Annotated in this window: 7 protein-coding genes; 4 read left to right on the top strand and 3 right to left on the bottom strand. The window is 39.5% G+C overall.

Going from position 1 to position 8143, the window contains the following annotated elements; all coding sequences use genetic code 11:
* The first annotated feature begins 235 nt into the window (after positions 1–235).
* From M1F74_RS06845 to M1F74_RS06830, 4 genes are all read left to right on the top strand, one after another.
* Positions 236–1276 carry an ABC transporter substrate-binding protein gene (locus tag M1F74_RS06845; protein ID WP_247946644.1) on the top strand — a complete coding sequence of 347 codons (1041 nt, stop codon included), beginning with the start codon at positions 236–238 and terminating at the stop codon, positions 1274–1276.
* Between the two features lie 162 nt (positions 1277–1438).
* Complete coding sequence (locus M1F74_RS06840; protein WP_000731166.1) at positions 1439–2485, top strand: ABC transporter substrate-binding protein; 1047 nt, start codon at positions 1439–1441, stop codon at positions 2483–2485.
* A gap of 12 nt (positions 2486–2497) precedes the next feature.
* On the top strand, positions 2498–3589 hold the full coding sequence (locus tag M1F74_RS06835) for an ABC transporter ATP-binding protein (RefSeq protein ID WP_247946643.1): 1092 nt from the start codon (positions 2498–2500) through the stop codon (positions 3587–3589).
* A complete protein-coding gene (locus M1F74_RS06830; protein ID WP_247946642.1) occupies positions 3579–5237 on the top strand; it encodes an ABC transporter permease in 1659 nt (552 codons plus the stop codon). The genes M1F74_RS06835 and M1F74_RS06830 overlap by 11 nt, the downstream gene beginning before the upstream one ends.
* A gap of 102 nt (positions 5238–5339) precedes the next feature.
* Here M1F74_RS06830 and M1F74_RS06825 read toward each other — a convergent pair whose 3' ends face one another.
* From M1F74_RS06825 to M1F74_RS06815, 3 genes are all read right to left on the bottom strand, one after another.
* A complete protein-coding gene (locus tag M1F74_RS06825) occupies positions 5340–6032 on the bottom strand; it encodes a histidine phosphatase family protein (RefSeq protein ID WP_247946641.1) in 693 nt (230 codons plus the stop codon).
* Between the two features lie 235 nt (positions 6033–6267).
* Positions 6268–7605 carry a PFL family protein gene (locus M1F74_RS06820; protein WP_061418356.1) on the bottom strand — a complete coding sequence of 446 codons (1338 nt, stop codon included), beginning with the start codon at positions 7603–7605 and terminating at the stop codon, positions 6268–6270.
* A gap of 9 nt (positions 7606–7614) precedes the next feature.
* Positions 7615–7881: an ACT domain-containing protein gene (locus M1F74_RS06815; protein ID WP_000644108.1), complete on the bottom strand. Its 267-nt coding sequence runs from the start codon at positions 7879–7881 to the stop codon at positions 7615–7617.
* Between the last annotated feature and the right edge of the window lie 262 nt (positions 7882–8143).

Here is an 8143-nt window from a genome sequence, read left to right as displayed (position 1 = left end):
TAAAAGGACTTAGTCCTGTGCAGTACAGAACTAAATCCTTTCAATAATTATTTGTCTAACTTTTTGGGGTCAGTACAAAATCCTATCCACAGTTCAACCATCCTTGCTCGAGACACCCCTTTCCTATTTCCCGTTTTAGATTTCTTTAAGGTTTTTATTATATCCTGTAGAACTCTATAATTTAAAAACATTAACAATCTAGGTAGAGAAAATGTTCGTAAAAAAGGAGATTCTTATGAAAAAACTACTATTCTTTCTCTCTTGTGGATGGATATTTCTTACTTTATCAGGATGTTCTTCAGCTATAGAAGCGGAGACTAACACTGAAAAAGGTTCAGATAACACTTTGGTTGTCTACTCACCTAACCCTGAAGACCTTATCGAAGAAACAATCCCAGCCTTCGAAGAAAAATATGGTGTTAAGGTTGACTTAGTACAAGCCAGTACTGGTGAATTGTTCAAAAAAGCTGAGGCTGAAAAAGAATCGCCTGTAGCCGATGTCATTTTCGGAGGCTCCTACGCCCTATTCTCTTCTAACGAAAATCTTTTTGAACCTTATATTTCTCAAGAGAACGACCAGATAATCCCTGAATATCAAAATAAAACCGGATTCTACACGCCTTATACACTGGATGTCAGTGTCATCATTGCCAATTCAGCTCTTACAAAAGATATTAAAATTGAAGGCTACAATGATCTACTCAATCCTAAATTAAAAGGTAAAATTGCTACTGCTGATCCAAGTAATGCTTCTAGCGCCTTTGCACAATTAACAAACATGCTTGTCGATCAAGGTGGATACGAAAATGAACAAGCTTGGACCTATGTGAAAAATCTCTTTACCCTAGTAGATGGAAAGATTGCATCTAGTTCTTCAAATGTTTACAAAGCCGTCGCAGATGGAGAAATGGCTGTAGGGCTCACCTATGAAGATCCTGCCTTAAAACTTTTAAATGACGGAGTTGATGTAAAAGTAATTTATCCAAAAGAAGGAACCGTCTTTTTACCTGGTAACGCGGCTATCGTCAAAAATGCCAAACACATGGAAAACGCTAAGAAATTTATCGATTTCATCCTTTCTCAAGAAATCCAAGATAAGCTAGGAACTGAAACAACAATTAGACCCATTCGTAAAAATGCTAAAACCAATAAAAATATGAAGGCTATGACAGAAATCAATATTGCCACTGAAGATTCAGATTATGTCATTAAAAACAAATCTGCCATTCTTAAAAAGTACAATGATATTTTTACAGATATCCAATCTAAAAAATAACATTTGACTGTCCAATGATTAACTGTCAAACCCTACTATAAAATTAAAAAGATTACTTCCGTTTTTGTAGAGAATTTTACTCTAATAGAATAGAATTATCAGTTTTAAAAACGCTTACATTATTTTAAAATAAACTTAAATAACATAACGGAGGTATCCATCATGAAAAAGAAATGGATGTATTATGCTGCTTGCGGACTAGCCCTTTTTGGTCTTGCTGCTTGTTCTTCTAATGAATCTGCCGATGGCGGTTCATCTGATAAAGGAGACGGCGGTTCGCTAGTCGTTTATTCACCAAACTCAGAGGGCTTAATCGGAGCAACTATTCCTGCCTTTGAAGAAAAATATGGTATCAAAGTAGAACTGATTCAAGCTGGTACTGGAGAACTTTTCAAAAAACTAGAGTCAGAAAAAGAAGCTCCTGTAGCCGATGTTATCTTTGGTGGTTCTTATACACAATATGCTACCCACGGAGAACTCTTTGAAAACTATACTTCAAAAGAAAATGATAATGTTATCAAAGAATATCAAAACACAACTGGCTACTCTACTCCTTATACACTAGATGGTAGTGTTTTAATCGTCAATCCTGATTTAACGAAAGGCATGAACATCGAAGGATATAGCGACCTTCTCAAACCTGAACTAAAAGGAAAAATCGCAACTGCTGACCCAGCAAACTCTTCTAGCGCCTTTGCTCAATTAACAAATATGCTACAAGCTCAAGGTGGTTACAAAGACGATAAAGCTTGGTCTTATGTAAAAGATCTCTTCACACTTATTGATGGTAAAATCGGTTCAAGCTCATCTGGTGTCTATAAAGCAGTCGCTGACGGAGAAATGGCTGTTGGTCTCTCTTATGAAGATCCAGCAGTTAAACTCTTAAATGACGGAGCTAACATTAAGGTAGTCTATCCAAAAGAAGGAACCGTCTTCCTACCTGCTAGTGCTGCTATCGTTAAAAAAGCGAAAAATATGGAAAATGCCAAGAAATTTATCGATTTTATTATCTCTCAAGAAGTACAAGATACACTTGGTACAACCACTACTAACCGTCCTGTTCGTAAAAATGCTAAAACAAGCGAAAATATGAAACCAATTGACAAAATCAAAACACTCACTGAAGATTATGATTATGTCATCAAGAATAAATCAGATATCGTTAAGAAATACAACGAAGTCTTTACAGATATCCAATCTAAACAGTAAAAGAGGTTCACTATGAGTGAGATCAAAATTATTAACGCCAAAAAAATCTACCACGATGTCCCTGTTATTGAGAATTTGAACATTACGATTCCAAAAGGAAGTCTCTTTACCCTTCTTGGACCTTCAGGGTGTGGGAAAACGACTCTTCTTCGCATGATTGCAGGTTTCAACAGTATCGAAGGCGGAGAATTTTACTTCGATGATACAAAAATCAATAATATGGAACCCAGCAAGCGCAATATCGGCATGGTTTTCCAAAACTACGCTATTTTCCCACATTTGACTGTCCGAGATAATGTTGCTTTTGGTCTTAAGCAAAAGAAAGTTCCAAAAGAAGAATTGATTCAACAGACCAATAAGTATCTTGAACTCATGCAAATTGCTCAATATGCGGATCGAAAGCCAGATAAACTCAGTGGTGGACAACAACAACGTGTCGCCTTGGCACGTGCCTTAGCGGTTAATCCAAGTGTTCTCCTCATGGACGAGCCACTTAGTAATCTGGATGCCAAACTTCGCTTGGATATGCGTCAAGCCATTCGAGAAATCCAACACGAAGTGGGAATTACAACTGTTTATGTAACCCACGACCAAGAAGAAGCAATGGCTATTTCAGACCAAATTGCTGTTATGAAAGATGGGGTTATCCAACAAATCGGCCGACCAAAAGAACTCTATCATAAACCAGCCAATGAATTTGTAGCAACCTTTATCGGACGAACAAATATTATTCCTGCCAATCTTGAAAAACGAAGCGACGGCGCTTATATCCTCTTTTCAGATGGCTATGCTCTTCGAATGCCAGCTCTTGATCATGCTGAGGAGCAAGCTATTCATGTAAGCATTCGTCCTGAAGAGTTTATCAAAGATGAATCTGGAGATATTGAAGGAACTATTAGCGATAGCGTCTATCTTGGACTAAATACGGAGTATTTCATTGAGACAGGATTTACCTCAAAAATTCAAGTTAGCGAAGAATCAACTTTTGAAGAAGATCTACAAAAAGGTGATCGTATTCGTCTACGAATCAATACTCAAAAATTAAACGTCTTTTCTGCAGATGGTTCGCAAAACCTGATAAAAGGAGTCAACCATGGAACGTAAAAAACTAAATATTTGGACAACCTCCTCCTTCTTCATCTTTCTTACCTATCTTGTCTTTCTCGTTTATCCTATCGTTACTGTTCTCAAGCAGGCACTCATACATGAAGGACAATTTTCACTAGCTAATTTTGTTACTTTCTTTAGTAAAGCCTACTACTCTGAAACACTCGTCAACAGTTTCAAGGTTTCCATTACCGCTACTATCACTTCCTTAGTCGTAGGAACCTTATTAGCTTACCTCTTTTCCATGTATGACTTCAAGGGAAAGAAATTCCTACAAATATTAATTATCATTGCTTCAATGTCAGCTCCTTTCGTGGGAGCCTACTCCTGGATTCTCTTGCTGGGACGAAATGGGGTTATCACTAAATTTCTGACAAATTCCCTTCATCTTCCAGCTATCGATATTTATGGATTCAAAGGAATTGTACTTGTCTTTACACTGCAACTATTCCCACTGGTATTTCTATACGTTGCTGGGACAATGAAAAGTATTGACAATTCTCTACTTGAAGCCGCTGAAAGCATGGGGTCCTTCGGATTTAAACGTATCGTAACGGTTGTTTTACCACTCCTAGTTCCAACCTTACTAGCTGCTGCCTTGCTTGTATTTATGAGAGCATTCTCAGACTTTGGAACGCCTATGTTGATTGGTGAAGGATATCGGACTTTCCCTGTCCTGATTTATACCCAATTTATTAGCGAGGTTGGAGGAAATTCTGCTTTTGCATCTGCTTTAGCAATTATGGCGATTATCATTGCCTTAGCAATTTTCCTTATCCAAAAATACATTTCAAATCGCTACAGTTTCAGCATGAATTCGCTCCATCCAATTGAACCTAAAAAAACTACAAAAGGAAAAATGGTTGCTATTTATGCAACAGTCTACGGAATTATCTTGTTTTCTGTTCTACCTCAAGTCTACTTGATTTATACTTCTTTCCTAAAAACATCAGGTATGGTATTTGTCAAAGGCTATTCTCTAAACAGTTACAAGGTAGCTTTCAATCGTATGGGGTCTGCTATTTTCAATACCATTCGTATCCCTTTGATTGCCTTAGTTCTAGTTGTCCTATTTGCAACATTTATCTCCTACCTAGCCGTTAGAAAACGAAATTTGTTTACAAACTTAATTGACAGCCTCAGTATGGTCCCTTATATTGTACCAGGAACCGTTCTAGGGATTGCCTTCATTTCTTCCTTCAATACTGGTCTATTTGGAAGTGGATTTCTTATGATTACAGGGACTGCTTTCATCTTAATTATGTCCCTATCTGTCAGAAGATTACCTTATACTATTCGCTCATCTGTTGCTAGCTTACAACAAATAGCCCCAAGTATTGAAGAAGCCGCTGAAAGCTTAGGAAGTAGTCGTCTCAATACCTTTGCCAAGATTACAACTCCAATGATGCTATCTGGTATTATTTCTGGAGCCATCCTATCTTGGGTCACAATGATTTCAGAACTCTCTACTTCTATCCTCCTCTACAATGTCAAAACAAGAACAATGACTGTAGCTATTTATACAGAAGTTCTCAGAGGGAATTACGGTGTAGCGGCAGCCTTGTCAACTATCCTAACTGTTCTAACCGTGAGTTCATTACTCTTATTTATGAAAATCTCTAAAAACAACAGCATTACACTTTAGTTTTCCCCGTCAAAAACAGCCGAAAGGATTACCTTCGGCTGTTTTTTCTTATCTTGATATTCTTATCAAATCCCTAGTTCATAGAAAGTAAGTCTAGACTGATTAAATAGAGGCTTCTTCCATCTTCTCACGTCCCAGTTCCCGATAGCTACGGTCACCAACGACATCGACTGTAAACTGGCCGTTCTCGTATTCTAGAATGGTCACACTACCATTATCTATACCATGCGGATGCATGCCATTGATGAGATAAACCATCGTACCAATGGTCATCCCGTGGCTGACAACCAAGGCGTTCCCGCCACCTTGTTCTTCCATTTCTTTGGCAATCGTTTCAAAACCTTCTTTGATTCGGCCACTAAGTTTTTCCCAACCTTCCGCCCAACCAGCAGTATCAACCTCTACCAAACCTTCAGCTAGCTCCGCATAGGATAACTGATGAACATGATCCACCTTGAAAACACGAGGAATGACCCCCATAAAGAGATCCCCATCATAGGCCCCATCAAAACTACCAAAGCACCACTCACGGATTCGCTTATCCATGCGGTAAGGGATTTTCCCTTGTAAGCCCAGTTCTTCTAGGATAATTCCCATGGTCTGAATGGTACGCCCTGAGTCACTGGAATAAGCTCTGTCAAACTGCAAACCAGACTCTCTCAAGCCAATTCCCAACTCATGAATTCCCAACTCACCTTCTGCAGTTAGAGGCGTATCACTCCATCCTTGAGCACGTCCAATCGTGTTAAACATGGTTTTCCCATGACGGACTAAGTACAATCTTACTTTAGACATTTTCTATCCTCCATTTTCTTCTATTATATCATGGATCAAAGAAATATTCGGCTTTCAAAAGCAAAGCTCCTTCTCCTAATTTTACCACAAGAAAAGCTACCCTTATGGTAGCTTCCCTAGGAGATTATTATGAAAAAGTTTAGGATTTCTATTAAATAAAGTTAGGAGGTCTTTATTTAATGATTATAGTATACACAGTCATCCTTAAACTCAACTTAAATCTTCTCACTTTTTATTAATTTTTAAAACTATGAATTGGTGCAGGAATTTGGCCACCGCGAGAGATGAAATCAACAGACGAAGCCCCGTTAACCTTCATAACTGGAGCTGTCCCTAGCAAGCCACCAAACTCAATCATATCGCCTTCTTTGCCCTTTGGAATAATACGAACAGCTGTCGTTTTCATGTTAATAACACCAATTGCCGCCTCATCCGCAATCATAGCCGCAATGGTTTCAGCAGGCGTATCTTCCGGAATGGCAATCATATCCAGTCCGACAGAACAGATAGCTGTCATGGCTTCTAGTTTCTCTAAATTCAGAGAGCCATTTTGCACCGCAGCAATCATCCCCTCATCTTCAGAAACGGGGATAAAAGCACCTGACAAGCCACCGACTTGGTTACAAGCCATCACTCCGCCCTTCTTAACTTGGTCATTCAAAAGAGCGAGGGCAGCCGTCGTCCCATGCGTACCAACTGTTTCTAGGCCCATTTCCTCAAGGACACGAGCCACAGAATCGCCAACCGCAGGTGTTGGCGCCAAGCTTAGGTCTACAATTCCAAAGTCAACACCCAGTCTCTCGCTGGCCATCTGACCAACTAGCTGACCAATACGAGTAATCTTGAAGGCCGTTTTCTTGACCGTCTCAGCTACTACATCAAAGCTCTGTCCACGAACCTTTTCCAAGGCACGCTTCACCACACCAGGACCCGAAACCCCGACATTAATGATAACATCTGCTTCGCCAACACCATGAAAGGCCCCTGCCATAAAAGGATTGTCCTCAACAGCATTAGCAAATACGACCAACTTGGCCGCACCCATATCTGATAGCGCAGCTGTTTCCTTGATGATGCGTCCCATATCTGCAACAGCAGTCATATTGATGCCTGACTTGGTTGAGCCGATATTGACAGACGAACAGACCTTGTCCGTCTCAGCTAGAGCTCGTGGGATAGAATTGATGAGAATCTCATCTCCTTTTTGATAGCCCTTTTGTACCAAGGCCGAAAAACCACCAATAAAGTCAACACCAATCTCCTTGGCAGCCTTGTCGAGAGCCTTAGCCAAAACAACGTAGTCCGTCGCGTCAGTCGCTGCTCCAATCAATGAAATCGGAGTCACCGATACCCGTTTATTAACAATAGGAATCCCTAGTTCCGCAGCAATTTCATCTCCCACAGCCACTAGATTTGCCGCTTTAGTAGTGATTTTTTGGTAAATCTTTTCAGCAGCACGATTGATATCTGGATCAATACAGTCCAAAAGGGAAATGCCCATGGTGATAGTTCTAATATCGAAATTCTGCTCTTCGATCATGGCAATGGTTTCCGTAACTTGTCTAATATCCATAGCTACCTCCTAGATATTGTACATAGCATCAAAAATCGCTGCACTTTGAATATTGATTTTGACATTCAAGGTCTGACCGAAAGTTTCAAACTCATTTCTGAGAGAGGTAAAATCTTGTTTTTCATCACTTGATACGACTGCCATCATGGTGAAATACTCATCCAGTACTGTTTGAGAAATATCATCAATATTCAAACCCAACTCTGCAATCTTAGTAGACACGCCTGCAACAATACCAGCCTTGTCCTTGCCAACCACTGTAATAATAGCCTTCATCCTTATACCCCATTTCTACGATTATTAGAAAACCTGAACGTTTTTGATTTTCTTTTTCCTTAGTATAGCATATTTCCGTAGAAAATACTAAAAAACGCCTGCTTACGAAGTTGTTCTTAAACAAAAAACAATTTCGTAAACAAGCGTCTACCCTATCAAATGATGATGAGTGTTCCCGCTAGGATCGAAGTCCCAGCGGTAGACCAGAGCTAGACTAAGAGCACAAGACTCCATCATCATAACACTCAACAAAATTGATGAT

Source organism: Streptococcus oralis (genome assembly GCF_023109315.1).
Classification (GTDB): Bacteria; Bacillota; Bacilli; order Lactobacillales; family Streptococcaceae; genus Streptococcus; species Streptococcus oralis_BS.
This window is presented reverse-complemented; position numbering and strand designations above follow the sequence as displayed.

What these genes read in the sequence shown, in the direction of transcription:
- M1F74_RS06845 (WP_247946644.1), top strand. Translation starts at nt 236, where the DNA reads ATGAAAAAACTACTATTCTTTCTCTCTTGTGGATGGATATTTCTTACT.
- M1F74_RS06840 (WP_000731166.1), top strand. Translation starts at nt 1,439, where the DNA reads ATGAAAAAGAAATGGATGTATTATGCTGCTTGCGGACTAGCCCTTTTT.
- M1F74_RS06835 (WP_247946643.1), top strand. Translation starts at nt 2,498, where the DNA reads ATGAGTGAGATCAAAATTATTAACGCCAAAAAAATCTACCACGATGTC.
- M1F74_RS06830 (WP_247946642.1), top strand. Translation starts at nt 3,579, where the DNA reads ATGGAACGTAAAAAACTAAATATTTGGACAACCTCCTCCTTCTTCATC.
- M1F74_RS06825 (WP_247946641.1), bottom strand. Translation starts at nt 6,032, where the DNA reads ATGTCTAAAGTAAGATTGTACTTAGTCCGTCATGGGAAAACCATGTTT.
- M1F74_RS06820 (WP_061418356.1), bottom strand. Translation starts at nt 7,605, where the DNA reads ATGGATATTAGACAAGTTACGGAAACCATTGCCATGATCGAAGAGCAG.
- M1F74_RS06815 (WP_000644108.1), bottom strand. Translation starts at nt 7,881, where the DNA reads ATGAAGGCTATTATTACAGTGGTTGGCAAGGACAAGGCTGGTATTGTT.